The sequence below is a fragment of the Spirosoma sp. genome, assembly GCF_026391055.1.
Lineage (GTDB): Bacteria > Bacteroidota > Bacteroidia > Cytophagales > Spirosomataceae > Spirosoma.
In genome coordinates this window covers 161,848-186,694 of the sequence record NZ_JAPLET010000014.1, presented here as the reverse complement: position 1 = coordinate 186,694, position 24,847 = coordinate 161,848, and the positions used below count along the sequence as shown (strand labels likewise).

At 49.6% G+C, this 24,847-nt stretch carries 24 protein-coding genes and 1 riboswitch; of the genes, 5 read left to right on the top strand and 19 right to left on the bottom strand.

Annotation, left to right across the window (positions count from 1 at the left end; translation table 11 throughout):
- Positions 1-34 precede the first annotated feature (34 nt).
- From NT073_RS05500 to NT073_RS05475, 6 genes are all read right to left on the bottom strand, one after another.
- Positions 35-1,327, bottom strand: a complete 1,293-nt coding sequence (locus NT073_RS05500) for a chloride channel protein (RefSeq protein WP_297369953.1) — start codon at positions 1,325-1,327, stop codon at positions 35-37.
- Between the two features lie 85 nt (positions 1,328-1,412).
- Positions 1,413-2,642, bottom strand: a complete 1,230-nt coding sequence (locus NT073_RS05495) for a glycosyl hydrolase family 28 protein (RefSeq protein WP_297369950.1) — start codon at positions 2,640-2,642, stop codon at positions 1,413-1,415.
- A gap of 40 nt (positions 2,643-2,682) precedes the next feature.
- Entirely contained in the window at positions 2,683-5,883 is a 3,201-nt protein-coding gene (locus tag NT073_RS05490; protein ID WP_297369947.1) for an efflux RND transporter permease subunit, read from the bottom strand.
- A complete protein-coding gene (locus NT073_RS05485) occupies positions 5,880-6,821 on the bottom strand; it encodes an HlyD family efflux transporter periplasmic adaptor subunit (protein WP_012931378.1) in 942 nt (313 codons plus the stop codon). Before NT073_RS05485 ends, NT073_RS05490 begins: the two co-directional genes overlap by 4 nt.
- Positions 6,796-8,115 (bottom strand): hypothetical protein, encoded by a 1,320-nt coding sequence (locus tag NT073_RS05480; protein WP_297369944.1) that lies wholly within the window; start codon positions 8,113-8,115, stop codon positions 6,796-6,798. Before NT073_RS05480 ends, NT073_RS05485 begins: the two co-directional genes overlap by 26 nt.
- Before the next feature lie 2 nt (positions 8,116-8,117).
- Entirely contained in the window at positions 8,118-8,522 is a 405-nt protein-coding gene (locus NT073_RS05475) for a PepSY-like domain-containing protein (RefSeq protein ID WP_041618072.1), read from the bottom strand.
- Between the two features lie 209 nt (positions 8,523-8,731).
- Between NT073_RS05475 and NT073_RS05470 the strand changes: the two genes are divergently transcribed.
- Positions 8,732-9,160 carry a hypothetical protein gene (locus tag NT073_RS05470; RefSeq protein WP_012931381.1) on the top strand — a complete coding sequence of 143 codons (429 nt, stop codon included), beginning with the start codon at positions 8,732-8,734 and terminating at the stop codon, positions 9,158-9,160.
- 67 nt (positions 9,161-9,227) lie between these two features.
- On the top strand, positions 9,228-9,959 hold the full coding sequence (locus NT073_RS05465; RefSeq protein ID WP_297369933.1) for a phosphatase PAP2 family protein: 732 nt from the start codon (positions 9,228-9,230) through the stop codon (positions 9,957-9,959).
- A 172-nt stretch (positions 9,960-10,131) separates the two neighbouring features.
- Here the strand turns inward: NT073_RS05465 and NT073_RS05460 are convergent, their stop codons facing one another.
- The 5 genes from NT073_RS05460 to NT073_RS05440 form a co-directional block, all read right to left on the bottom strand.
- A complete protein-coding gene (locus NT073_RS05460) occupies positions 10,132-11,310 on the bottom strand; it encodes an ATP-binding protein (protein WP_297369930.1) in 1,179 nt (392 codons plus the stop codon).
- An 80-nt stretch (positions 11,311-11,390) separates the two neighbouring features.
- Positions 11,391-11,804 (bottom strand): EamA family transporter, encoded by a 414-nt coding sequence (locus tag NT073_RS05455; protein WP_012931384.1) that lies wholly within the window; start codon positions 11,802-11,804, stop codon positions 11,391-11,393.
- Between the two features lie 8 nt (positions 11,805-11,812).
- Positions 11,813-12,298 carry a DUF305 domain-containing protein gene (locus NT073_RS05450; RefSeq protein ID WP_012931385.1) on the bottom strand — a complete coding sequence of 162 codons (486 nt, stop codon included), beginning with the start codon at positions 12,296-12,298 and terminating at the stop codon, positions 11,813-11,815.
- Positions 12,299-12,349: 51 nt separating this feature from the next.
- Complete coding sequence (locus NT073_RS05445; RefSeq protein ID WP_297369923.1) at positions 12,350-13,648, bottom strand: HAMP domain-containing sensor histidine kinase; 1,299 nt, start codon at positions 13,646-13,648, stop codon at positions 12,350-12,352.
- On the bottom strand, positions 13,645-14,325 hold the full coding sequence (locus NT073_RS05440; protein ID WP_012931387.1) for a response regulator transcription factor: 681 nt from the start codon (positions 14,323-14,325) through the stop codon (positions 13,645-13,647). The genes NT073_RS05445 and NT073_RS05440 overlap by 4 nt, the downstream gene beginning before the upstream one ends.
- Positions 14,326-14,579: 254 nt before the next feature.
- Between NT073_RS05440 and NT073_RS05435 the strand changes: the two genes are divergently transcribed.
- Positions 14,580-15,356 (top strand): aquaporin, encoded by a 777-nt coding sequence (locus tag NT073_RS05435; RefSeq protein ID WP_012931388.1) that lies wholly within the window; start codon positions 14,580-14,582, stop codon positions 15,354-15,356.
- A 247-nt stretch (positions 15,357-15,603) separates the two neighbouring features.
- Here NT073_RS05435 and NT073_RS05430 read toward each other — a convergent pair whose 3' ends face one another.
- From NT073_RS05430 to NT073_RS05405, 6 genes are all read right to left on the bottom strand, one after another.
- Entirely contained in the window at positions 15,604-15,957 is a 354-nt protein-coding gene (locus NT073_RS05430) for a hypothetical protein (protein ID WP_012931389.1), read from the bottom strand.
- Between the two features lie 80 nt (positions 15,958-16,037).
- Positions 16,038-17,324, bottom strand: coding sequence for a phosphopyruvate hydratase (eno, locus tag NT073_RS05425; RefSeq protein WP_297370129.1), 1,287 nt, complete (start codon positions 17,322-17,324; stop codon positions 16,038-16,040).
- Positions 17,325-17,361: 37 nt separating this feature from the next.
- Complete coding sequence (locus NT073_RS05420; protein WP_012931391.1) at positions 17,362-17,805, bottom strand: universal stress protein; 444 nt, start codon at positions 17,803-17,805, stop codon at positions 17,362-17,364.
- A gap of 11 nt (positions 17,806-17,816) precedes the next feature.
- Complete coding sequence (locus NT073_RS05415; RefSeq protein WP_012931392.1) at positions 17,817-18,212, bottom strand: DUF190 domain-containing protein; 396 nt, start codon at positions 18,210-18,212, stop codon at positions 17,817-17,819.
- 12 nt (positions 18,213-18,224) lie between these two features.
- Entirely contained in the window at positions 18,225-19,583 is a 1,359-nt protein-coding gene (locus tag NT073_RS05410) for a voltage-gated chloride channel family protein (protein WP_012931393.1), read from the bottom strand.
- A 237-nt stretch (positions 19,584-19,820) separates the two neighbouring features.
- Positions 19,821-19,884: riboswitch (Fluoride riboswitch) on the bottom strand.
- Between the two features lie 201 nt (positions 19,885-20,085).
- Complete coding sequence (locus NT073_RS05405; protein ID WP_012931394.1) at positions 20,086-20,328, bottom strand: type II toxin-antitoxin system prevent-host-death family antitoxin; 243 nt, start codon at positions 20,326-20,328, stop codon at positions 20,086-20,088.
- 293 nt (positions 20,329-20,621) lie between these two features.
- Between NT073_RS05405 and NT073_RS05400 the strand changes: the two genes are divergently transcribed.
- Positions 20,622-21,611: a site-specific integrase gene (locus NT073_RS05400; protein WP_297369909.1), complete on the top strand. Its 990-nt coding sequence runs from the start codon at positions 20,622-20,624 to the stop codon at positions 21,609-21,611.
- Positions 21,612-21,723: 112 nt separating this feature from the next.
- The gene (locus NT073_RS05395; protein ID WP_297369906.1) at positions 21,724-23,775 is read left to right on the top strand and encodes an ATP-binding protein; all 2,052 of its coding nucleotides are present in this window, start codon (positions 21,724-21,726) and stop codon (positions 23,773-23,775) included.
- Positions 23,776-24,049: 274 nt separating this feature from the next.
- Here NT073_RS05395 and NT073_RS05390 read toward each other — a convergent pair whose 3' ends face one another.
- Both NT073_RS05390 and NT073_RS05385 read right to left on the bottom strand, forming a co-directional pair.
- A complete protein-coding gene (locus NT073_RS05390; RefSeq protein WP_012931256.1) occupies positions 24,050-24,241 on the bottom strand; it encodes a hypothetical protein in 192 nt (63 codons plus the stop codon).
- 249 nt (positions 24,242-24,490) lie between these two features.
- Entirely contained in the window at positions 24,491-24,844 is a 354-nt protein-coding gene (locus tag NT073_RS05385) for a pentapeptide repeat-containing protein (RefSeq protein ID WP_297369902.1), read from the bottom strand.
- Positions 24,845-24,847 lie beyond the last annotated feature (3 nt).

Below are 24,847 nucleotides of genomic sequence, written 5' to 3'. Positions count from 1 at the left end.
AAAAATAAGTGGTATTTGTTCATGGGACTGTTGGTTAATGCTTTCGCCGTACGTTCTTTAAAAATCGTAACCAGGTAGGTAATTGAATATCTACGTCCGAGGGATGCGCGTTCAGATCCTTAAGTTCCTTGCCTACGTAATCCTGAATCGCCCGTGATTTAGGGGTGCCCAGGACCTGGGAAGCGTACAAACTTCGGTGCCCCGACATCAGAAAATTGATCACGCAGGCGACCGCTGCGTAGGGCGCGACGGTGGCTCCAAACAACTCAATGGCCAGAATGCTACAGGCAATGGGCGTATTAGCCGCCCCCGACAGCAGGCTCACAAAACCAATAGCCGCAAACGTCGAGCAATCCGCCCCGACAATATCCGCGTAGAAACTACCGGCAGTTGCCCCAATAAACAGAACGGGCGTGATAACACTTCCACTCCGGCTGATGCTGAGAGTAATAATGGTAAACAGCGCTTTTAATAGAAACGTGTACGACGCAACGGGATGCCCTTTGATGCAGTTTTCCATCAAATCAAGGCCTAGGCCAAGGTAGTTGCGCGAAAACAAAAGCGTCAGGCCGACCAATAACAAACCGCCCAATAACCCCTTCCACGGTCGCCAGATGGGAATGGCATTTGTTAGCGCCGTGCTGGCCTGAATGGCCCGAATCAGTCCGTATGCGCACAGCCCAAATAAAATCCCTCCGCCCAATAACTGAAGAAAAAAGTCTTGGCCGAAAGCGGGCACAAATCGGAGCGGGTAGTAAAAAAAGCTAACGCCCAGCGCTGAGGAGATCTGGTAAGCGGTGAGAGAAGCTACAAAAGCGGGTAGCAGGACTTCATAAAGAATAACACCCACCGTAAGTACTTCGATCCCAAACAACGCCCCGGCAATGGGTGCCCCAAAGACGCAGGCGAAGCCAGGGCAGAAGCCGCAAAGCACCATTTTACGCCGGCCTACGTCATCCACCTGTAACAAATTGGCACAAACGCTGCCCAGGCCGGCCCCAATCTGTGCGCAGGGACTTTCCTTACCGGCGGACCCGCCCGTTGCCAGAATCAGGCTAACGTTCACAATCTTGGTGGGCACGAAGCTCCCCTGAATTTTCCCGTAATTTTTGTAGATCGCGGCAATTAAAGCGTCAGTGCCAATATGCTGTTTGAGTACGAATTGACTGAGCAGATTAGCGGCAAAGAAACTAAGCGGCAGCAGATAGAAAACGTGTTGATAGTGATTACTCTGCTCAATGACGTAATGGATAAACAAGATAAAGCCAGATGCGGCCAGCCATTTAAGGACGAAAAAAAACAGAATCACTTCTTCGTTTACCTGCATTTGCCCAACTAATCAGCATCCATAAATTCGCTACCAACTCGATAAACCTACTAAAAATTGGTTGAAGCACGAAGCCGTTATTTCATCAAAAGCCAGTACCCGTAGCGTTCTGAGCAATGACCGACTGCCCACTGCTAACCTGAATACGGTAGGCGCTCATCGTTATATTGCGGGCGTTTTGCAACACCAGTCCCGTCTGGGCGCTGATTTGCAGGTTTGATAAAGTCAGGTTCTGGAGCAGGCTATTGGTCGACCCTACCAGACCCCCCGCGTTTTTGGCGCCCGTCACACTTAGTTGGTCGATGGTCAGGCCCGACACCGACGGGATGTCACTCGCGTAGCCATTGTTACTATTGAGCGAATAGGCCAGATCGATGATCAACGGATTAGTCACGTTGGTCATGGTAATCTGACTGTACGACAGGTTCTGAATGGCCCCACCCAATCCTGGTTGCGACTTAATGCGAATACCATTGGTCGTACCGGTGAACGTGCAGTTGGTTACCGAGACACTCGATACCCCACTGGAGGTTTCACTCCCTACTGATAAGCCATGCCCGTGCAGAAACCGGCAGTTCCGAATCTGGATATCCTGGCAGGGTTGAACGATCTGCCCATTACTGCGTCCGCCTTTGATAGCAATGTTATCGTCGCCATTGTCAATGGTGCAGTTCTGGATCAGGACGTGGGTGCAGTTGGCTGGGTCGATGCCGTCCGTGTTGGGGGAGTCGGACGGGGCGGTGATGGTCAGGTTCTGAATCGTTACGTTCTGGCACTGACTGGGAACCAGATGAAACGACGGCGAATTAATCAGCGTCAGCCCATCGATGGTTACGTTTCTGGAGCGGGTCAGGTAAATCAGGCGTGGCCGGTTCAGGGTTTTACCACTGTCGATAAACCGTTGCCACCAGACGGCCCCATTACCGTCAATGGTACCTGTGCCGGTTAGACTCACGTCGGTCAGGGAATCGCCATTGATTAGGTTGGGTAGTTTAGGAGTATAGTCGGCCGCGTTGGTACTGGCCAGTAGCGTGGCTCCTGAAGCCAGTTGCAAATTAACGCGGCTGCGCAGGCTGATAGGACTGATCAGGTATCTTCCGGCTGGTACAATCAGCGTACCACCCCCGGCCGCTCCGCAGGAGTCAATGGTTTGTTGCAGGGATTTGGCCTGATCAGTTGTGCCGTCGGCTAATAGGTGAAGCGTTACCGACGTGGGAGTAGGATTTGATTGAGCCTGCGGACTACAGGCTGACAGCATCCATAACCAACCACTTAGTATGAACGCTGGGAGCCATTTATATTTTATAGTTCTCATAGAACAGACCAATGAAGCTGATTGATTAATACTTTGCTTTCTATAACGGGTGCACAGACATAGAGTTTTTCCAGTCATAAAGCAGTCGCAATAGAGTCGGCAAAACCAGTAATAGCAGCGGCAGCCCCACGACAAAGCCCCCAATGACGGCTACGGCCAGGGGCTGCTGCATCTGAGCTCCTAGTCCAAAACCAAGGGCCAAGGGCATTAAGGCCAGAATGGCACCAATGGCTGTCATCAGTTTAGGTCTCAATCGCAAAGCAATGGCGTAGTTAACCGATGCCTCCACGTCGCCGGTGCGGGCCAGCGTGTGCTCAAACTGATTGACGGTAAAAATGGCGTTCTCCGCAATGATTCCCACGATCATGATAATACCGGTATAACTACTGACGTTCAGGGGAATATTCGTCAGAAAAAGAGCCGCAATACAACCTGTAATTCCTAGTAGCGACAACACTAACACCAGCACTGACAGCCACCAGTCTTTGAATAAGAACATCAGAACGGCCAGCACCAACAGTGAGGCCAGTGTCAGAATCAATAGCAATTCTCTGAAAGATTGTTGTTGTTCCGAATAGGCTCCGCCGTAGCCGATCGTATAGCCTTGTGGTAAGGGTAATTTCTGAGTAAATTGGGTCTGAATCTCTTTAATGGCGCTACCTAGATCACGTGCATCCAGCCGGGCCGTGAGCACAACAGTCGATTTAAGATCCTCCCGGCGCTGCTCTATTTCACCCGCCAGTACGCTCACGGTACAGAAAAACGATAGGGGGCGTGTGGTGCCATCGGGCAGAAAGATCAACACGTTGCGCATTTTATCCAGATCATTCGCAGTAAAGTTGGAAAACCGAAGTACCATCCGACGCATCTGCTCCCCGTCCTGAAACGAACCCACCTGAATACCCGCCGTTAGCGCGGCCTGTGCCGGTGATGGGACTGGCTGGGCAGCATTAGGTCCCAGGGCCACCCCGCTCGTATAGGCTGTTAACTGCGTTTGAAAATCGGTTAGCCCAATCTTATACTGACTTAATTTTTCCTGATCTGGCTCGAAGACCAGTGATGGCCCCGCTTCCACCAGACCATCGTTCACATCGACGATGCCCGGCACCTTTTCGAGTATTCCCGATGCCTGTTTGGATAAACGCTGAAGCAGTGCATAATTATCGCCAAACAGCTTGATCTCAATTGGCTGGGAGGTGCTCATCAAATCACCCAGCAAGTCGGCAATGCGCTGACCAAAGGAGATAGCTAAAACCGGCTCCACGGCGTGAATGCGCGTGCGCAATTCGTCAATAACCTGAACGGTGGTTTTTGTACGAGTCGATTTTAACTGAATGGAATAATCACCAAAGTTGGGAGGTACGCCCTTAAAGGCCATTCGGATACCCGTTCGGCGCGAGTAGGTAGCTACGTCGGAGTGAGTGGCAATGATTTTTTCCGCTTCCCGCAGTATCCGGTCCGTTTCCTGAATGGAGGTGCCAGGGGGCGTAAAGTAGTCCAGTACGATCGTACCTTCATCCAGATCGGGCAGAAAGCCCGTTTCCAATCGACTGTAAGACCACCAGGTACCAACACCCAGTAAACCCACAAATACGAGGGAGATTAGCGGTTTGGTGAACAGGTTCGTTAGCCAGCTTAGCTGACGAACGTTAGCGGCCTCGTCAATCGGTTTGGCATTTTTCGCCGAACGCGGCCCCGGCAGCTTAAAGCCAATTAGCAGATGCAGCACCGGCAGCAGAAGCCAGGTTACCAGAAATGAGCAAACCATTGTGATCTGCATCGTATCCGACAGTTCCCGGAAGAAACTACCGGCCAGTCCACTCATCAATCGGAACGGAAAGTGAATGACGATGGTACTGAGCGAAGAGCCAACCATGGCCGGAAAAAGGGTATGAATTGCTTCCTGCACGACGGCAAATTTATTCTTCCTGGGTTCCTCTTCATGTCCCCGGTAAATCTGCTCGATAATAACAATGGCATCATCGATGATCAAACCGATTGAGGCTGCTATGGCCCCCAGCGACATAATGTTAATCGTAATGCCCACTACGAACAGTACCAGCACCGTAAAAGCCAGCGTAACAGGAATGGTCAGTAGCACCACCATTGAGGCCCGCCAGGATCGCAAAAAGACGATCATCACCAGAATAGCCAGAATCAACCCTTCATAGATCGTTTTAATTACGCTGTGAATGCTATCGCCCACGAAAGCCGATTGATTATAGTACGGCTTGACGTGCATGCCTTTGGGCAGAATCCGGTTTATTTCAACGGCTTTAGCCTCAGCGTTTTTGGCGAAATCAATCAAATTGATACCTGGCTGTTTGACCAGATCAATCTGAACTGCCTGATGGCCGTTGGCATTGACTACCAGAAATTCCTGCTGCTGCTCCTGGACTTCGATGCGGGCCACTTCGGACAGATGAACAATCCGGGTGCCGTCATTTTTGACAATCAGTGCCCCTAATGCATCGACATCCAGCACACGGATATCAGTCAGGGTCAGATAGAGTCGTCGGTAATCGACCATATACCCGTTAGAAAGGACACTGTTGTTGGCATTGATGGCCGTCATCAGCGCCGAAATCGATAGATTGACCGAGGCCATTTTGACTGCATCGGGCAGAATGACAACCTCCTTGGCCTTGCCACCCCGCACCACGACATTGGAAATGCCGGGTACCTGGGAGAAGATAGGCCGGACCAACAGGTTCGCCTTGTCACGCAACGCCACCAGTCCGTGTCGACCTAGCGCGGTCCGATCACTTTCCAACGTGAATCCATAGACCGGAAACAGGGACTGGTTCATGGCTTCGATGGACAGGTTCACCCCGGGTGGCAGAAAATTACGAATCTCGTTGATGCGACTTTCCACCTGCGTCTTCTGGGTGTAGATATTCTGCCCCCACTCAAAAAACACGTCAATGGTGCAACTACCCCGGCTGGTGCTGGTTTTCACGATGGTTACCCCATTGACCTTTTTCACGGCGCTTTCCAAGGGTTTGGTAACCGTAATCATCATCCGGTCGATGGGCTGCTGCCCATTGTCGGCAATGATGGACACGCGCGGAAACAACACTTCGGGAAACAGATTGGTCTGCATCCGGGTGTAGGCGTAGATACCCGCCAGCAGCAGCAACACGCCCGTAAACAGAATGGGGCGGCTAAACACCTCGAAATACGACCGTTTGGGTTGGTCGGGTCGACGAACGGGCTCCGATACGGTTGGTTGTTCGATCATAGCTGCTTAGCGTTTATCTGCACCCGGGCCGTATCAGGCAGGCCATAGTTGCCTTCTGTGATGATCCGATCGCCAGTCCCAAAAATTGGGCTTTTCACTTCGACAGTCGTCGTGGTCTTTTCGCCCAACTGCACGGGGACTTTAACGGCGATACTGTCGTTAATTAGTCTCATGACCCAAAAATGCTGGAGCATTTCATCACTGAGTATGGCGGCTTTAGGCAACAGTTGAGCCTGCGCATTGGCCTGGCTCGTCACATCGACCTGCACGGTGAGGTTTTCGGGCAAGGGTACCGAACTTGTCATACGGGCCAGCACGCTCTGGGTCTGGGCCAGTGCATTGACTGTCGTCAAAGGCGTCTGGAAGATAGCGGTCAGAGCGCGCCCATCGGGCAGTCGAACCCGGCATCTACGTCCTGGTTTGGCCAATGCCTGGTACTCATAGGGAACGTTGACCTGAACAGCTAGCGCATTATCCTCGGCAATAGTACAAAGCTGAGTACCTTCCAGGACATAATCGCCGGTCTGTTGCTTATCGAAAGTACTGATCAGACCACCCGAGGACGCCTTGACGATGATTCGCCCTAATAGTGCTGAGTCGCCCCCAACGGATAAATTACCCAAGGCCCGACGCTCTTTGGTTTCGAGCTGATAGAGCGGTTGACCCGCTTTCACCCGCTGCCCTAAACTGATATAGACCTTGGCTATAAAGGCGGCTACGGGTGCCGTTACGGCGTTCCGGCGCAGGTAGAGGGTAGTACCAAACAGGGTCAGACTGTTGCTGATACCGCCCCGCTCTATTGATTGTACCGTCACCGGCGTGCAGGGAGAAATCTGATCCTGAGTTGTCGTGGAATTAGTCTGTTCGGAGGAGCTACAGGAAGCCAGCGCCACGAGCAGGGTAAGCCAGAGGCTACCAGTTATAATAATTGAACGCATTGATGAGGAGTTGTCGGTTGGATTCGAGGAGTAGGGCATCCCGGCGGACGGCTACCATATTTTTGACGACCGTGATGTAGTTGATGATGGGAAGTTGCCCCTGCAACAGCTCCCGGCGATAGGAAGCCAATACCGATTGGTACCCCGCGATTTGCTGCTGGTAGACGAGCAGGCGACTCTCCAGCCCCCGAAGCTCTCCCCGTATCCGCTCCCGACGCACGCCATTTTGATTGATCGCGAACCGGCGGTAGTTGCCATAGCTTTGCTGGAGAATGGCCGTTCGCTGGGCGTTCAGGAGTTTTTGGTGACCATCGTAGAGCGTCCAGATGAGCGACACACCCGCGCTAAATCCGAATCGGCGAGGCAAATCAGGTAAGTAGGACGTATTAAGCCCACCGTTAGCGATAAAATTCCATTGTGGCTTATAGCGCAACTCAAAAATGGTTTGCTGAGCCCCTAGCGCTAAACTGTCCAGCGCATACCGCCGGGTAAAGCCGGATTCAACCGGCCCGATGTCAGCATTCATCATCAACTGCAGGGGAGCCAGTTCAACGACCGTCGTATCGGTAAGACCACTCAGGGCATTGAGTTCCAGCACATCGCGCCGATAAGCGGTCTGATAGCCGACCCGTAGATTCCGTTGTGTTTCCGTTTCGATGTCTACCAGCGTCAGATCCGATTGCTTGAGTAGCGACGATTCAACGAATTTTCGCACGATGCCCCGCTGCTCAGCCATCAGTTGCAGTAAACTATCGGTGTATTGCACCTGTAGGCGGTCCTGCAAACAAAGAATATACTGGTCGGTAACGGCCCGTTCGACATCGTGCTGGCCAAGCCGAATTACTGTCTGCCCAATCTGGGAAGCCAGGACAAACGGTTCGGCGTAGGCTTTGGCGCGAAAAAGATTGGAAAGGGGTTGGTTCACGCTAATCAGGCCCTGATAGAGCCCCCCGTTTGAGACGGCCAGATCATACCCAATATACTGGTCAGCCCCGCGCGAGTTTAGCTCCGGCCTGACGCCCCCGTTGTCGGTAGAGACAATGGGGGCGAACTGGGCCGCTCCGGTCAACTGGACTAAAGGCTTTGTGTACAGGGCTTGAAGCCGCTGGGCTTCGAGAGCATTGGCCTGTAGCTGATTCCGGTTGTCGAGCAGGAGCGGGGAGGTCTGCCGGGCGGACTCGACATAGTACGTTATGCCCCGTTGCGCCACCTGCGCCCGTACGACTCCCATGCCCAACTGCAGGGATAGCGCCAGTAACGTCGTTAGCTTGGAAAACCAGGGATGTCTGTCCATGATCAATCTTTCTCTTCTTCGATATATGTACCCGCCTTATCAAAAACGACCTCCATGCCCGTGATCCGAATCTCATAGTGCATGCTCCCATTCGCTTTCGTCACGGTTTCAGCCGCCTGCATCCGTTCATTCGGGTAATGCTGCTTTATGTACGTTGAGATGACTGGCGGCAGGCTGGTAATGGGTATTCCTACTTCGGTTTCGGCTACTTGGCCCTTCACGTCGAATTTGATAGCCCGGTGGTTCTGGTTGAGGGTAAAAATGGCTTCGTAGTACGGGGCCGCTCGTTCCCACTGGAGATGCTGTACCGCTGGATGAAGTTTTCTAAGTGCCTGTTGAACCGGTATAGGTACCTGTTTTGCCGGAATTAATTGGGCCTGTATTGTACCCGTTAGTGTACCAAGCAAGAGTACTAAAGGAGTTAAATGCCTCATAAAGTTTTGATCTGGTTTACGAAAACAGCGTGAAGACTTGGCAAACCTAGTGGTGAATTCTATCGGAAATCTGATAACAGCGGAGTCCAGGTAGCATTGGTAAGGCATCGTATTCTCCCATCAGGATTGCATCAGATTTGGGTTGTAGGTTTACTGCCATAACCAACAGCAAGGATCGAATCATGAAAACGTATGTCATTGTCAGCGCCCTGCTTTTGGGCGCGACATTCACTGATGGGTCAGCCCAGTCAGCGAGTACCAACCGGGTGCCGCGGACCGTAAAAACGGCGTTTACGAATACGTACGCTACAGCCAGGCAGGTAAAGTGGGATCGGGAAGGAAAAGATTGGGAAGTGTCATTCACGTTGAACGGCGAAAAAAAATCGGCGCTTTTCAACCCAGACGGTCAGCAAATCGAACTTGAAACGGAAATTTCGGTAGCGAAGCTTCCCCAATCCGTGCGAAGCTATATGGATGGTCAGAAAAAACCCATTGCCGAAGCGGCCGAAATTACCGATGCGATGGGGAAACGTTATTATGAGGCTGAATCGGGGGGTAAGGATTACCTGTTTACCGCCGAGGGCAAACCGGTGAAAAAGATCGGCCAGTAGATTTCATGAAAGCCTGATGGTCGTTGCCGCGACTATCAGGCTTTAAAACCATAGAGGACACCCGATGATGAAACAGCTTATTTTTTTAGTCATCCTGACGACTTTTCCGCTTTCTGTCACCCAGGCTCAGTCCGATACAACCCGTGCGTCTGCGGCCGCAACCAGCGCGGTTTTTCAACCCTCGGCCTACATCGTACCCGTTGGCTTGATGACGGCGGGGCTGATCACGCAGGGAGCTATCAGCCGCCATGTTCAATCAGAGGTAGTTGGACGGTATCCCGGCTTTTCGTCGCATGTGGATGATGTCGGTCAGTTTGTGCCCACACTGGCCGTGTTGGGTCTGGGTGCTTTGGGGATAAAGGGAAAGCACGCTTTTGGGGATCAGGTGGTTCTTACTATTTTGTCGCACGGGGTCGCACAGGCGATTACGCAGGGACTAAAGTACACCGTTGCCTACCCCCGGCCCGATGGCGTAGGTAACGAGTCATTCCCATCGGGCCATACGTCATTTGCCTTCACGGGTGCCGCCCTGCTGGCTCAAGAATACGGCGAACGTAGTGGTTGGTACAGCGTTGCAGGCTACGGTATGGCCACGACAGTGGGCGCGTTGCGGGTAATGAAAAACCGGCACTGGCTGGCCGACGTTCTTTTTAGTGCGGGGGTGGGTATCGGCTCAACCGAGCTGGTCTATCAACTTTATCCATGGCTCCGCCGGGTCGTCTTTCACAAAAAGAACATGGCCTTAGTGCCCATTTACACAGGTTCCAGCACGGGGGTATGCATGATGGCGGTTTTTTAGGCAGATTCTCTTCCGCTTTCACCTGTTTATTTGATGCGGCATTGATCAATTATTGATGCGTTACTGACGTTTAGAATCATCACCGTATCCGAGAGAAGATCGCCCGGACGGTTTAGCGGTTAATGATGCCACTACTTTTACGGAATGACAAAATCGGCGAGCGGACCGGTTGCTATAGCTTCTCGACAACACTGTATGCACTGAGGTGTTGCCACAGAGTTTGCAGACTACATACCTGCACGTGCTCCTGTAACCGAAAATCGTCAGCCGACGGCGTGACGACCAACAACGGAATATCGCCTAAATCCCGGCTGGCAATGTAGTTTCCCCGGCTCAGGGTAGGCGCATTCGTGTATTTTATCTCAATGCCTACGACGGGCTTGGTACCCTGCACCAGCAGTATATCCAACTCTGAGCCGTCGGCCGTCCGGTAAAAATAGGGCTGGATATCATAGCCAATTGTCGCCATGACTTGCTGAACAACATAGCCCTCCCAGGAACTACCCACGTATAGACTGCCACTCAGCACCTCCAGTGAGCCAATGGCTGCCAAGGCGTGAAACATACCACTATCCCGCAGATAAAGCTTGGGTGATTTGACCAGACGTTTGCCAATGTTGACAAAATATGGGGGTAATCGGCGAATGAGAAACGCCTGTTCCAGAAAGTCCAGGTAGTGCTGAATGGTGGGCACACTCAGTCCCAGGGATCGGGCCAGTTCGGAAACATTCAACTGATTTCCATGAACACTTACCAGCATCGATAGCAGCGTACGTACCCGGGCGGGTGACGCCCCTAAGCCAAGAGCTGGTAAATCCCGTTCGACATAGGTTTGAATAAAATCATTCATTCGTCGGATGGCAGATCGATCACTATTGGCTAATAGCATATCTGGATAACCGCCCCGCAGCCAGTGGGTTTGATAGGGGAGTTGCTCCTTTACCTCAGGCCAGCTTAATGGCTGCAGTTCCAGGTAAGCAATTCGACCGGCCAGAGACTCCGAACTCTGCTGAAGCAGTTGCGGAGAAGCAGAGCCCAATAGTAAAAAACGGCCCGCGACCCGGTGACGATCAATCAGCGAACGTAGTAGGGGAAATAACTGGGGCATCCGCTGGACTTCATCAATGATAACGAGTTGCCGCTGACGGTCGGACAGATACAATTCCGCATCCTGCAAACGGGCCAGATCCTGACTCGATTCTAAGTCCAGATAAAGCGGCTGCGTTTCAAACTGAGCCGCCAGCGAATTGACCAGGGTTGTCTTGCCTACCTGTCGGGGACCAACCAGGGCCACGGCTGGTCGATCCGCCAGTAGGTCTACTAATTCAGGTGCAATAAGTCGATTAATCATGACCCCGCAAATTTAAAATTTAATTTTAAATTTGCGGGGTTAGTTGTTGAAAAATATGGATGAAAGAACTAGCTTTGAGGTTAAAGAATCAGCACCAGCGTGCCCCCAATGATGAGGCTAGCACCCAGCGCTGTTTTCCAGGTTAAGTCCTCACCCAAAAAAAGCACTGATAGTAAAATCGCAATGGCGACGCTGAGCTTATCGACCGGAGCTACCTGCGACACTTTGCCAAGTTGCAGGGCTTTGAAATAACAGATCCAGGATAGACCCGTGGCAATACCGGATAATACCAGAAACAACCAGTTTTGACGAGTCAGCGTAGGCAACCCATCCAGACCGCCCCGCCAAAAGACCAGACCCCAAGCCACCACCAGAATCACAAGGGTACGAATGGCTGTCGCCAGGTCAGTATTGACGTTTCTGATACCGACTTTCGCTAGCACCGCCGTCAGCGCGGCAAATAGGGCTGACAGCAAAGCATATGTCCACCACATCGACTTAGCTATTTTTGGTCCATGCGAACCAGTATCCGCTTCATCTGGGCAATTTCCCGCTCCTGCGCCGTGATAATCGATTGGGCCAATTCTTTCACTTCAGGGTCTTTCAACTCCGCCCGTTTGCTGACCAGGATGGCAATCGAATGATGGGGAATCATCGACTGCATAAACCGCTGATCGTTGATTAATACCTGATTCCGAATGCAGAACAAAGCTGTGGCAAATACCAGCACGCTACCGCCGATAATGAGCTGATTCATGCGTCGATCCGTGTACATGGCCCGCATAAAGCCGAGCATAATAAGGGCCATGGCCGAGATCATCAGGAAGGTCACATAAAGCCGGTTTGTGCTTAAATAAAAATGGTCAGCCTGTTCCAGATTGGCGTACGTCAGGGCATTCATGACGACGAACGAGACACCTAGCATGAGAAAAAAGCGGCCGTAATGACCGGACTGCATGGGGGCTTTAGCGGTTGCTGGCATGTTCATAAGGTTGTCAGTTTAAACAGATGAATTGAATTAAATCGGTCCTCGTTTGAATTAGATTATAGAGTCAGCGGCACTATGACTTGGCTGTAGCCCCAGCTCAAATCGGTGTATGGATTGGTCTGCGTTGAACTGGTAGCGAAGAGGAAGCCCATATCGGTCGGCAATCTGTTTGACAATCGCCAGGCCTAGCCCCGTCGCATCGGGGAGGGCGGGATTCTTAACGAAACGGTCAAAGAGCTGGCTGGCCGGAAAGGGCAGCGGATCCCCCGTGTTCTCAATGCAAAGCATTGTGCGGGACACCGTACAGGTCAGCATGCCCCCTGGCTGGTTATGCCGGATCGCATTTTTCAACAGATTCCCCACCAGTACGTCCGCCAACTGCGGATTCATCGAAAGGGTGGTGTCCTGGGCCGTCAAATGACGGAACGTCAGTTGTTTGTGGACAATAAAATCCGCGTACCAGTCGAGTAATCGAGCGGTCAACGCCCCTATATCGACGGGACACACCTCGGCATACTGCATATTTTCAATTTTAGTGAGCAGCAATAGCGCCCGGTTAATATGGGACAGTCGATTGACGGCACTGGCAGCTTTCTGCACGTGATCCAGCGCGTCATCGGGCAAGTCATCCGTTTGCGAAAGCACTTCCAGTTCAGCCGACATGATGGCCAGGGGCGTCTGCATTTCGTGAGAGGCATTTTCAGTGAATTGTTTCTGGGAAGTGTACACCTGCTGGTTGCGGGTCAATAGAGTGGTCAGGGACTGATGCAACTCCCGAAATTCATCGATCTCAGTAGTCGACCAGCTGGGCGCCTGGTCACTTTCGAGCCGGAAGTTGCGTATCCGCCGTAAGGCATCCGTGAAAGGTTGCCAAAGTGACCGGGTAATCCGCCGGTTAATCAGTCCCAGTCCTAGTAAGAGTAGCAGGAGTAGGCCCGTTTGCAAACCGGTAATGGTTAGCATAAAATCCTCCTCTTCAACCAGCGACTGACGAATAAAGAGTTGATAGACTTCTTCCCCGGCTTTCAGGCAGGTGACTAATTCCCGATGGGGTTCGAGTTCATGGAGTAAGGGTAAATAGTAGTCCTTATCATGAAAGTAGTCTGAACCAGGACAACTGGCTACCCGTAACAACCGGATGTTGGGGTCCGTTGAGGGTAGATACTGTAGAGTAGAAGCCGGCCGTTTAACTACCAACTGTTGAATCTCCTGCTTGCGGGCCAATAAGGCTTCATCGACATCGACAATCACCAACCACTGAATGATTCCGTAAAAAACGGGGACGCTCAGGGCCAGCACGCCCAAAGCCAGTCCCGCGTAGTACCGGTAGGTCAGGGCTAATAGTTTCATGTATCCAGCGTAAATAAGTAGCCTGCCCCGTAACGGGTCTTGATGTAATCCGGGCAACCAGCGGCCAGCAATTTCTTTCGTAAGTTCTTGACGTGCTGGTAGATAAAATCGTGTGAGTCGGCTAATTCCATCGAATCACCCCAGACGTGCTCGGCGATAGCCGCCTTCGATAATAGCCGGTTTTTATTACTGATCAAGTATAGTAATAGATCATATTGCTTACCCGTCATTTCAACGGGTTGCCCCTGAATCTGCACCTGCTGGGGTTGGGGATCAATCGTCAGCGCACCGAAGGTAATGATCTGACTGCCCGCAAATAAGCGTCGTCGCAGCACAGATTTCAGCCGGGAGTTCAACTCCGATAGGTGAAAGGGCTTAGTCAGGTAATCGTCAGCCCCCAGGTCCAGCCCCGTAATGCGGTCATCGAGCGCGTCCTTCGCCGATATAATGATGATGCCCGTCTGAGGCTGGAGCTGTTTGACCTCCCGGATAATGTCCAGTCCATTACCCCCCGGCAGCGTAATGTCAACCAGCAGACAATCATACTCGTAGTCGTTAGCCCGCCGGGAGCCCTGCAAAAAGGTATCGGCCGTGGTGACCCGGTACCCTTCCCGCTCCAGGTAGGTTCGAATGGTTTGTTGCAATACCGGTTCATCTTCAATCAGCAGCAGTTTCATCGCCTTATTTTTTCAGACTAGTCTAAAGGTAAGGCCCAATTCTGATGCAATCCTGAATCGGCCGTTTGACTAGATAAACACGTGATATTGCTAGGTCAGTTAGCCACGGCGACTAATGGGGGCAATCTGGTTGCCCATTTTCGCAATACCATCGGGTATACATTTCAAAACCAGTTATCTTTGTTTAACGGCCTTTCCGAAAGATAGCAATACATCTTCATAGAATCTGTCCGGTTGCCGGGTATACAACCTGAATGAAGCCAGAAGAGTGGAAAGCGGTAATCGCGGAAGGAATTGGTACGGCCTTGCTGGTTTTCGGAGGCATATCGTTTGTCATTATTGACTTCGGACCTGGAAGTATTGTAGCCAGTTACGTGCCTGACGCGATGGTGCGTCGGTTTGTTACCGGCTTTTTGTTTGGCAGCGTTGGGTGCCTGATCACGTTGTCGCCCCTGGGACGTATCAGCGGGGCGCATCTGAATCCAGCAGTCACTATCGCTTTTTTTGGACGAGGTTTACTGCCATGGCGGGCGTTGTTTGGCTATATTATTGCTCAACTAGCAGGCGCTACGCTCGGTGCGGGAGCGCTGGCGGTATGGGGATCGATGGGTGATAGTCTACGCGAAGGAATAACCGTACCGGGACATAACGTGGGGACGGCATTTGCGGGTGAAGCATTCGTTACGTTTTGTCTGATCTGCGTGATTTTACTGTTCACCAGCCATGACCGACTGAAAGCCTATACCCCTTTCATGATACCACCATTGTTTTCGGTGCTGGTCGGTCTGGAAGCGCCCCTGTCCGGGTGCAGCGCCAACCCAGCCCGTAGTTTTGGCCCCGCCGTTTGGAGCGGTATCTGGACTGACCACTGGCTTTACTGGCTGGCCCCCGTAACGGGTACATTTGGCGCTCTGCTTGTATTTGCTCTTCCTGTGCTGCAATGGCTGCGAACGGATATTGCCAAATTGTATCATTTCCGGCATGACGAAACGGGATTTTTGCGGGGGCAGGAGCAACCAGCCAGTATTTAACGTAATAGGTAGTGCATAACTGACGAATTCGAAAGTTTCGCACAAAACCGAGTAATCGCATTTTTTTGCGAAGCTTTTTAGCCTTTTTGCCGTTCAGTAGAATTGGAATAACTATTAAAATATAAGCAGTTGATCGGTAAGGATTTGCGGTTAAAGTTGTTACCTCCTACGCCCGTTTCAGTGCAGGAGGTAACGGTAAAAGCAGGGCGATCTCTTCGCCTGCTGCCAAGGTCTGACCAAGGATTCATCAGGTCTGAATCGTTCGAATGAGCACGATCAACTGGCCTATATCCTGATCATTGTCTGCTGGGTGCTCATCGGTTGTAAACGCGCCGTACCCTGGCATCTGATCCGAACGGCTGTCCTGTAGATCGACCCAAAGCGACGAGCTTAACGCATTGAGTCGTTGAGACCAGGCAAGCCGACGAGCCGAAAGGCCATATTTGTGCACAAGCTGACCAATCAGGTCTCGAATGGCCTGAATCTGCTGGTTAAGCAACTTTTGCTGATCGGCCGAAAGGGCTGGTTCCAACTGATACGTTAGCCCGTTAGCTCCATTCGTTAAATCAGCCTGCAGCTCATTCAGCCGTAGTTCAATCACGTGCAATACGGTCCCAGGCGACGCTGGTGGTTTGGGAATAAGTGAGTCGTTGTCATCTTGTTAACGAGTTTTGAATTCAATCACTGCCCAAACGCATCCCGGCCCGCAAAGCGAGCAGCCGCCCCCAGCCGATGCTCGATGCGCAAAAACTGGTTAAACTTCTCGGTCCGTTCCCCCCTGCAACCCGACCCGGTTTTAATGGCTCCTGCGCTGGTCGCTACCGCCAGATCGGCAATAAATGTGTCGACGGTCTCTCCGCTCCGGTGCGAGATGAAGATTCGGTACTGATTTTGCTGCGCCAGCCTGACCGTATCGAGTGTCTGGGTCACTGTGCCAATCTGGTTGGGCTTGATGAGCACCGCATTGCCTATTTTCTGGTCGATTCCCTGCTGAACCAGTGCCGGGTTGGTACAGAATATATCGTCACCCACCAGCTCAACCCGGTGGCCAAGCGTAGCAGTCAGAGCTTTCCAGCCCTCCCAGTCGTGCTCACCCAGGCCATCTTCCAGCGAAACGATGGGATATTGACGCGTCCAGTCCTCCCAGAGCCGGATCATGGCCTCCGTAGATAAGATTTGACCCGTGCTTTTACTCAATTGGTAATGACCATTCTGCCAGAGTTCACTGGCCGCCGGGTCGAGGCATAAACTGACCTGTTCACCCGGTTTGTACCCGGCCCGGGTGATGGCCTCTAAGATCAGGTCAACGGCCTCTTCGTTGGCTTTTAGGTCGGGAGCAAACCCACCTTCATCGCCCACGCCGGTGCTCAGGCCGCGTTGCTTGAGCAGCGCTTTGAGGGTGTGGAAAACCGTTTCGCCCATTTGAATGGCCTCCGCAAATGACCCGGCTTGATGAGGGGCAATCATGAATTCCTGAAAATCAACGTTGTTGTCAGCATGGCGCCCGCCATTGATGACGTTCATGCAGGGTACAGGCAACCAGACGGCTTCGGTAAAGGGCCCTTGTAAGTAACGATAGAGCGGCAGTTGCTGTGCTTGAGCCTGAGCACGGGCGAAGGCCATCGAAACGGCCAGGATCGCATTGGCACCCAATCGGGTCTTGTTCGGCGTACCATCCAGTTCAATCAGTTGATGATCTAGTTGCGACTGATCCATAAAATCGCGCTGAATTAAACTGTTCCGAATCTGGGTCTGAATGTTGGCAACGGCCTGCCGAACGCCCTTGCCGCCGTAGCGAAGCGGGTCGTTATCGCGCAGTTCCACCGCTTCGTTTTCGCCGGTTGAGGCTCCTGAAGGAACGATGGCCTGGCCCCAGCTCCCATCTTCCAGGATGACTTGAGCTTCGACGGTTGGATTACCCCGGGAGTCCAATACTTCGAGGGCACTGATGTCTTGAATTTTCATGATGAATTGTTTAGATAATAAATACTAGAGATTAAAACGCTTAGTCCTGCAGATGGGTCGGTACGACCAGCACCGGGACCTTACTGTGCCGCAGGACGTAATCGGTCATACTACCCTGCAACAGGTGAAGTAGTCCACTCCGGTCATGAGTGCCGATCACCAGCAAATCGGCACCTGCATCCTCAACCGCAGCCAGGATCGTTTCCTCGGGTTTGCCCTCGGGCATCAGCGTCTGAACGGTCAGGCCCGAACCCGCGCTTTGTTTCAAGTTATCCAGGAGCGTTTGCCCGGCCGCCCGTTCGCGCTGACGAGCCTGGTCGGGAAACTCACCACCGTCGATGTTACCCATTTCCAGTACGGGGTCAATAACGTAGATCAACGTTACGTCGGCCCCGCAGGAACGGGCCAAATCAAAGCCAGCCTGCGTCGATTTTAGGGAGTACGGACTGGCATCAACCGCCATGAGTATGTTTTGAAAAGCCATTGTCGTATGAATTAAGAGTAGTCAGTGATTAATGAGGGAGTAGGTGTGTCGCGAAAAGACCAGTGTTCAGCAGCTTTATACACCATCGTTTTGTGTTGCAACAGCGCATACTGTTGCTGGCAGAAAGCTTCCAGGGCGTCCTTGTGGTCAATCAGCTCCACGTAAATATTCAAGCGGGGGTTACCCTGTTCGGGATGATCGTCCTGTAAAGCGCCCCGGTTGGTATAGCCATACTGCGAATGATGAATCGTCGCATGGAGAATTCCGGCCGCTTTAGCCCGGTGAATCAGCTCCCGGGCGAGCGGCTTGCCCAGCAGTCGTCCCAGCAAACCCGGTGCGGGTAACTTGTCGGTGGGTGTCAGGTAAATCCGTAATTTTCCCAGTTCCGATTTATGTAAGGTTGGCATTGCTTTGGTTGATTAGTCGATCCGATTTCCGGTAAAGGCCCTCCGGCGTAACGTTTGAATGCGGCTCAAGGGAGCCTGGTGGACAATATCTCGGCCCGTTGATTTAGTCACGCCCAGCCGTTGGGCGGAATAGATGCTGGTATGGCCACTGAAGAAGTAGGCCACAAAGCAGGCAATCGCAAAAAAGATCAAATTGTCGGAGCCAAACAGCTCCAGGCCCATCAGCGTCGAGGCAAGCGGAGTATTAGAAGCCCCAGCGAAGATGGCGATGAAGCCCAGGGCTGCGAATAAATCGACGGGCGCATTAAACCAACCAGCCAGCAGATTGCCTAGGCAGGCGCCGATGAAAAAGAGCGGGGTTACCTCGCCCCCTTTAAAGCCGCTGCTGAGGGTGATGGCCGTAAACAACAGTTTCCAGAACCAACTCCAGGGAGTTATCCCACCTGAATGAAACGCATTGAGAATGGAAATGCCGTTAGGCTGCTGACTAACCACCCCCAATCCTAGATAGTCGCGGGTGCCTACCAGCCACACTAAACCAATTAATAAGACACCCCCAATAATAGGTCTGAGATACGTTGACGGCAAATACGTCTTATAGAGACGTTGCAGTCCGTGCGTCAGTTCCGAGAAGACCAGCGCTGCCAGGCCAAATAAAGCGCCAGCCAGGGCCACTTTAGTTAGTAGCCAGCCATTCGGCACCGAAAAGGTCGGGATGGCCGTATGCGAAAAGGCAACCTGATAATGGATGTGGTGAATGCCCCAGGCCGCGCAGGTAATGTCGCCAAGAATACTGGCCATCAGACAGGGAATCAGGGCCTGATACCGCAGCTTGCCAATGGTCAGCACCTCCAGGGCAAAGACAGCCCCAGCCAGGGGAGTGCCGAATATGGCGCCAAAACCAGCGGCAATCCCACTCATCAGTAGGATGCGCAAATCGGCTTCCGAGAGCCTGAGCTGTCGGCCCAGCACCCCAGCGATACTACCCCCCATCTGAACGGCGGTGCCTTCCCGACCGGCTGAGCCGCCAAAAAGGTGGGTCAACAGCGACGTTAGCAGCACCAGGGGAGCCATACGCCCGGGTACGCCCCCGCCCGGTTGATGAATTTCATCGATGAGTAGGTTGTTCCCCCGTTCCGCATTTTTACCGCCCTTCTGATAGAGCCATAGAATCAGAACGCCAATCAATGGCAGCCCGTAGAGTAGCCAACCATGTTGCCAGCGAAGCTGGGTAACTTCGTCGAGCGCCCACAAAAAGAAAGCGCTGGTCGTACCGCTAAGCAGGGCCACCGGCAAAATCAGCAGAAACCATTTTCCTAAAAATCGCAGGAGGCTGAGGTGATCCTGAACGTAGTGAAGGGTTGTTTTCATTATTGATTCATGAGTTTTTGTCGAACCAGGCAATAGCCAAGCGACTCAAGCCGTCAGAATGGGGTGAGATAGAATTAGGGGGATACAAGAAGGCCTGTCCGAAGCGGGGAACCGCGCGGAAAACTGAACAGCCGTGACGATGAGGGCCAGCCACAGGCAGACACATCAGCCGGCATAGAAAATGAATAGATTGGGGTGATGAAAAAGCTGAGCATACAAACGTCCTGTTTCGGGGAAACGAATACAGGAGTTATCAGCTTTTTGAGGGCGGTTCCAGGCGAACTCCATCACCTTTGATAGGTCTATTACAATGGATGCGCCGAAATAGTTTCTTAATGATTAAATACTGAACGACAAGTAAGTATTGGAGGTGGTCCGTTTCGTCCGGATTCTATTTAAGTCAACGTCTAAAAAAGTAGTTCGTTCCCTTTCGTACTAAACCCGCTATCATTGTACAAAATCATAGATATCCTTATCTGGTATGCACAATGGGTGACTATCGTTAAACGGTTTCTTTATCTGTTTCGCTGATTTTGTCAACAGATGCATCTGCTTGCTGACGATCTGCCAACGTTTGACTGTAAAAGGATTCTAGTTCAGATAGTCGGTCAAGTATAGCTATCGGTACTAAAGCGGCTACCCTCTTTTGTCCTTTTGTCAGCACGAAAGACTTATTTGCATAATAGGTCTGGTTAATGTATTCACCAACCTGCCGACGAAATTCGTTCATGGCTACATTTTCCATTGTGCATAGTTATGTTAATGCAAAAGTGCATAAAAAGTTTTTAAGCCCTTTATGTAATCAGCGATTAATTACATTAAAATAAATTTATAGAAAAGTATTAAAAACTGATAACATATAATATTATTATACTTGTTATTTATTCAATTACAGTCATTTGTAAAATAAACTTAAATTCATTTTAGTATTGATAAGTAAATGTTATCGATAGTAAAGTACAAAATGAATGTTTAGCTGCTTTAATGTTTGTGTATCTTATGCGTAATTCGTAGGTTTGTTAACATTGACTGTAATATATGGATAAGCAAACTGTGTCCTTTTTGCCTATTACGCAAAACGATCCATTTTCGTTGGTCCCTTTGCCTCAGTTGAGTGGGGACCAGCAGAAGTATTTGCTGAAAGGGTTACAGGGAGCGGCTAATACCGAGCGAGCGTACCGAGCTGACCTAAATCATTATACTACCTGGTGCCAGCAGCAGGGGGTGGACGCTTTGCCCGCTACGTCGGCTGTGTTGGGAGAGTATGTATCAGCCCTGGGTCCGAAGCGCAAGTGGGCAACTATCGCGCGTCGACTTTCGGCCGTGCGCAAATGGCATGAATTGCTTGACCTACCCAGCCCGGTCGATGATCGCTGGTTAAAGGCGACACTGAAAGGTATCCAGCGGGAACATGGTACCCATGCTGAGCAGGCACCTGCGTTTGGCGCTAATCAGTTGAAAGGTATTCTGCGTAAACTTGTCACCGATAGTAAGGGGGTACCCCGGTTTGGACCACTGCGTGATAAAGTCGTTTTGCTGCTGGGTTTTACGGGGGCCTTTCGCCGGTCGGAGCTGGTGGCGCTCAATGTCGAGCAACTTCATTTTGGTGAGGACGGTGTGGTGATTACATACTACGGAAGTAAAACCAATCAGATAGGACAGCGAGAAGAAAAGGCCCTTTTTTATAGTCCCGATGCTCAGATTTGTCCCGTGCGTACATTACAGAAATGGGTAGCTCTGCTGGAACGAACCAATGGCCCCTTGTTGGTAAGAATACGAAAGGGCAACGAACTAACCGAGGAGCGATTAACAGATCAGTCGATTGGAGCCATTGTTAAAAAGCATGTGGGTGACCGATTCTCAGCGCATTCGATGCGGGCCTCATTTGTGACAACGGCCAAGCTCAACGGGGCTGATGATTCAGAAATCATGCAGCAGACCAAGCACAAAACCAGCGCCATGATCCGACGATATACTAGGCTAGATTCGATCAAGCAGCATAACGCAGCTAAGAAGTTAGGCTGGTAAAGCAAATTCCGAAAGCCATTACCAATGCTAAATGTTAAACGGCTTGTCATCCGTAAATCAATCGTCTAAATTGCCAACTAGTATAATTTTCCACTCTGCACCTTTTTTTCTAATGGAAGCTGTCATTTCAAATAACGAATTTATAACTAACATTGCTGGGAGAGTACGCAATCTGAATCTACCCCTAAAAAAAGCTTTGTGGCCATTATTTGAAGTTGTCAGCAACTCAATACATGCTATTGAAGAGCTAGGCTCAACGAAGAAAGGAAAAATAAATATAACACTAGATCGGGAAGGTCATGACGAAGCCTTAGTTTCTCTCGGCGATGTAAATCAGTATTTTATTAAATCGTTTATTATTACGGATAATGGCATTGGCTTTAATGAACGAAATTATAAATCATTCCTTACGGCAGAATCAGATTATAAAGAAGATAAAGGATCAAAAGGTATTGGACGATTTGTCTGTTTAAAAGCATTTAAAAAAATAGAATATAGTAGCACCTATCGGAATAATTCAGGAGAAACTGAAATTAGAAATTTTTCATTAAAAGCGTATGGTAAAGGCTTTGATGAGGAGCCCATCGTAAAATCAGAGATTAGAAAAGAGTCAGGTACTAAAGTTATACTTAATTCATTTTATGATGAATATAAGAACAATTGCCCGAAATCAATTGATGAAATAGCTGAACTTATAATAGAGCATTTCTTTATCTATTTTATTGAAGGTAAATGCCCGATCATTACGATCGTTGATACAAATGGAAATCAGGTTACGTTACAGGAAAAATTTGGTTTAGATTTATTACCTAACTTAATAAAGCGAACCTTTAAAATTAAAAATACTGAGTTTACTCTTAATCTACTATTAGTGGACAAAACCGAAGGTGGTCACCGGGTACATTATTGTGGAAACTCTAGGGATGTTGTCAATGAACCCATCAGCAAATATATTCCTGATTTGAAAAGTAACGTCTACTTAGTTGAAAGTGATCAAAAGAACCTCAAAGTTTACATTACCTCCACATATTTGGACAATAACGTCGGGAATGAGCGGACTCGGTTTAATTTCCCAGACAATGAGGAAGATGCTCCCTATGATTATATTGTCACGTTTGAAGATATAAAAAAACAAATAGAACACGAACTGGAAGAAGAACTAAAAACTCCGTTAGAAGCGCTTAGAGAGCAAAAGATGGCGTCTGTTAAAAGACATGTCGAACAATATGCTCCTCAATTCAAATACGTGTTAAAGTATAAAGAGGATGAAGTGAAAAAATTACCAGCTACTCTGACGGGAGAAAAACTTGATGTCGAACTATTTAAGATACAACAGAAACTGGAACTCGATACGAAGATTCTCGGCAATGAAGTGCTAAATGGCCATGACTACAAAAACGTTGAAGAGTATCAAAAAGCATACGATCAGTATCTGGAACAATCCAATGATATTGGCAAATCGAATCTAGTTAAGTATGTCATACATAGACGAGCAATTATTGATTTATTAAATAAATATTTAGGTGAGGAAGGAGATAAATTTCAGAGCGAAAAAACAATTCATGAAATTTTTTTTCCTATAAAGAAAGAGTCTGATGATGTAAAATATGAACAACAAAACTTATGGCTTATCGATGAACGGCTTGCCTATCACTATTACTTGGCATCCGACAAACCAATGGCTGACATGCCTGTTCTAGAAAATATTAAAACGACTGATCGACCGGACTTATTTATTTTTAATAGCAGCTTTGCCTTTGTCAATGAAGAGGCCCCTTTTAACTCGTTTATTATAGTGGAGTTCAAGAAACCTGAGCGGAATGATTATTCGGACAGGGATGAGAAAAAGAATCCTGTTGATCAGGTGATAGATTATATTGGTAAGTTAAGAAGTGGTTCGGCGTTAGATAGAAGAGGTAAATTTATTCAGGTTTCTGATAAGGATAAAATACCCTTTTATGCCTATGTTATTTGTGATTTCAATCCTAAACTTATTAATATTCTAACTACCAGAGACTATATAATCACGCCAGATGGGATGGGTTATTTTTATTATCACAAACAATTTAATGCCTATATAGAGGTGATTTCTTATCAAAAGCTAGTTAAAGATGCAAGAAATAGAAATCGAATTCTTTTTGAACGGCTAGGGATATCCGTTTGAAGTAGGGAAGTTCTGTGGAAGAGTACGTCATGCACAGTCAGTACTACATCCTTAATGCCTTTTGTAAACTTGAGAATTATTTACACAAATCATCTCTGATAATGTCTATTTCTGGCAGTAAAAGTGCACTATTTGACGTCTTAAATTAATGGTACAAAGTATATATTTTTAGTAATTTACTCGCTTCTAATGAAACATTCCGTACGAATGTAGGTACCCCCCAATAATGGTTAATTTTAGTTATTTCAGGAATAAAAGAGTTGGTTTATATCAGTTAGCCAGGCCACTTCTCTAAGCCAGCTGCAATCCGTAAGGCTCGTTGGATGTCTTCCCAGTAGTACCCACTGTCATAACCCGTAGACAGGCGATCACAGATACTTAGAAAATCTGTGGCGTCCTCCACGCGCTGTTTTTGAATCACCGATTGATCGGGCTGAGTGGGCAATTGATCGGGCATGGCTTCCATGCTGCAAAATAAGCCTTAATCAGCTAAAAATGTAAGTAAAAAATTGGCCAAATCGGCCCGCTACACTTGTCATAGTACCGTGTTAAAGCGCTCCAGCAGAATAAAAGTTTGTTCGGTAATGCCCATACTTCCCATACTATACCCATCAACTGTATTTACTAATTCAATGTGTAGTTGAAGTGACGAATTTGCTCCCTTTTTTTAGATTTACCCACATATACGTAAACGTTAGGGTTCTTTCGTTTAAGGCTAACCGGCTTCGTAAATGGTATTCATCATGATGGAGCCGGTGAAATCGGTCAATAGATTAAGCGAAGAGTTAGAAAAGATGGCTCCCGTCAGGTCAGCATACGCAAAAGAAGTATCTTTTAACTGAGCTCCACTAAAATCTGCACCTACCAGTGAGCTTTGGGAAAAGTTTGCCCGATTTAACTTAGCGCCGGCAGCCAGCAGGCTATCCAGGTTGTGTCCCTGAAAGTCAGCATCTGATAGATCGATGTTGTTATCAATGGCCTGCTGAACAGCTAAGGTCAGGGAATTCTCATGTATACTTACTTCAGCGATTAGGTCGCCATCACAGGTTTGAAGGTAAAAGGTATGCATTGA

Excerpts from the sequence above, each read along its gene's own strand:
- NT073_RS05500 (WP_297369953.1), bottom strand. The coding sequence starts at position 1,327 with ATGCAGGTAAACGAAGAAGTGATTCTGTTTTTTTTCGTCCTTAAATGG.
- NT073_RS05495 (WP_297369950.1), bottom strand. The coding sequence starts at position 2,642 with ATGAGAACTATAAAATATAAATGGCTCCCAGCGTTCATACTAAGTGGT.
- NT073_RS05490 (WP_297369947.1), bottom strand. The coding sequence starts at position 5,883 with ATGATCGAACAACCAACCGTATCGGAGCCCGTTCGTCGACCCGACCAA.
- NT073_RS05485 (WP_012931378.1), bottom strand. The coding sequence starts at position 6,821 with ATGCGTTCAATTATTATAACTGGTAGCCTCTGGCTTACCCTGCTCGTG.
- NT073_RS05480 (WP_297369944.1), bottom strand. The coding sequence starts at position 8,115 with ATGGACAGACATCCCTGGTTTTCCAAGCTAACGACGTTACTGGCGCTA.
- NT073_RS05470 (WP_012931381.1), top strand. The coding sequence starts at position 8,732 with ATGAAAACGTATGTCATTGTCAGCGCCCTGCTTTTGGGCGCGACATTC.
- NT073_RS05465 (WP_297369933.1), top strand. The coding sequence starts at position 9,228 with ATGAAACAGCTTATTTTTTTAGTCATCCTGACGACTTTTCCGCTTTCT.
- NT073_RS05460 (WP_297369930.1), bottom strand. The coding sequence starts at position 11,310 with ATGATTAATCGACTTATTGCACCTGAATTAGTAGACCTACTGGCGGAT.
- NT073_RS05455 (WP_012931384.1), bottom strand. The coding sequence starts at position 11,804 with ATGTGGTGGACATATGCTTTGCTGTCAGCCCTATTTGCCGCGCTGACG.
- NT073_RS05450 (WP_012931385.1), bottom strand. The coding sequence starts at position 12,298 with ATGAACATGCCAGCAACCGCTAAAGCCCCCATGCAGTCCGGTCATTAC.
- NT073_RS05445 (WP_297369923.1), bottom strand. The coding sequence starts at position 13,648 with ATGAAACTATTAGCCCTGACCTACCGGTACTACGCGGGACTGGCTTTG.
- NT073_RS05440 (WP_012931387.1), bottom strand. The coding sequence starts at position 14,325 with ATGAAACTGCTGCTGATTGAAGATGAACCGGTATTGCAACAAACCATT.
- NT073_RS05435 (WP_012931388.1), top strand. The coding sequence starts at position 14,580 with ATGAAGCCAGAAGAGTGGAAAGCGGTAATCGCGGAAGGAATTGGTACG.
- NT073_RS05420 (WP_012931391.1), bottom strand. The coding sequence starts at position 17,805 with ATGGCTTTTCAAAACATACTCATGGCGGTTGATGCCAGTCCGTACTCC.
- NT073_RS05415 (WP_012931392.1), bottom strand. The coding sequence starts at position 18,212 with ATGCCAACCTTACATAAATCGGAACTGGGAAAATTACGGATTTACCTG.
- NT073_RS05410 (WP_012931393.1), bottom strand. The coding sequence starts at position 19,583 with ATGAAAACAACCCTTCACTACGTTCAGGATCACCTCAGCCTCCTGCGA.
- NT073_RS05405 (WP_012931394.1), bottom strand. The coding sequence starts at position 20,328 with ATGGAAAATGTAGCCATGAACGAATTTCGTCGGCAGGTTGGTGAATAC.
- NT073_RS05400 (WP_297369909.1), top strand. The coding sequence starts at position 20,622 with ATGGATAAGCAAACTGTGTCCTTTTTGCCTATTACGCAAAACGATCCA.
- NT073_RS05395 (WP_297369906.1), top strand. The coding sequence starts at position 21,724 with ATGGAAGCTGTCATTTCAAATAACGAATTTATAACTAACATTGCTGGG.
- NT073_RS05390 (WP_012931256.1), bottom strand. The coding sequence starts at position 24,241 with ATGGAAGCCATGCCCGATCAATTGCCCACTCAGCCCGATCAATCGGTG.
- NT073_RS05385 (WP_297369902.1), bottom strand. The coding sequence starts at position 24,844 with ATGCATACCTTTTACCTTCAAACCTGTGATGGCGACCTAATCGCTGAA.